1 protein-coding gene is annotated in these 442 nt (G+C 61.0%); it reads right to left on the reverse strand.

Annotated elements, in window-relative coordinates; genetic code table 11:
- Positions 1 to 126: 126 nt before the first annotated feature.
- Positions 127 to 384, reverse strand: a complete 258-nt coding sequence (gene moaD / locus AC1D0P_RS29755) for a molybdopterin converting factor subunit 1 (protein ID WP_477680021.1) — start codon at positions 382 to 384, stop codon at positions 127 to 129.
- Positions 385 to 442 lie beyond the last annotated feature (58 nt).

Raw genomic sequence — 442 nt, forward strand, 5'->3', positions numbered from 1 at the left:
CGGCAGAGGCCGGTGAAGGTTACGACTGCGCCGACATCGCGCCGCCCGTCCGTGATCCGCGCGGTCTCGGCGGCGATGTCGAAATCCTCCGCCTGCACCCGGACATGCGGTTCGAGGCTAGACATCTCAGCCGCCCGTCATCGGCGGGAAGATGCCGATTTCGCGCGCCCCGGCAATCCGTTCATCCTGTTCGGCATGTTCCTGGTCGATTGCGACGCGGATCACCCTGTCATGTTCCAGCGCCAGTTGATATTCTTCGCCGAGCGTTTTGAGATGGGTGAGCAAATCACCCACGGTCTGCACGCTTGGCGGCAGTTCGATCGTCTCGCCGGACTTGCCGATCCGCTCGCGCACCCAGGCGAAATAAACCAGGTCGACCTTCATTCGTCTTCGTCCRCAATATGCTTGAGCCCGGCACGAAAATAGTCATAGCCGGTATACA

The sequence above is a fragment of the Polaromonas sp. P1_G2 genome, assembly GCF_056405515.1.

What these genes read in the sequence shown, in the direction of transcription:
- moaD (WP_477680021.1), bottom strand. Translation starts at nt 384, where the DNA reads ATGAAGGTCGACCTGGTTTATTTCGCCTGGGTGCGCGAGCGGATCGGC.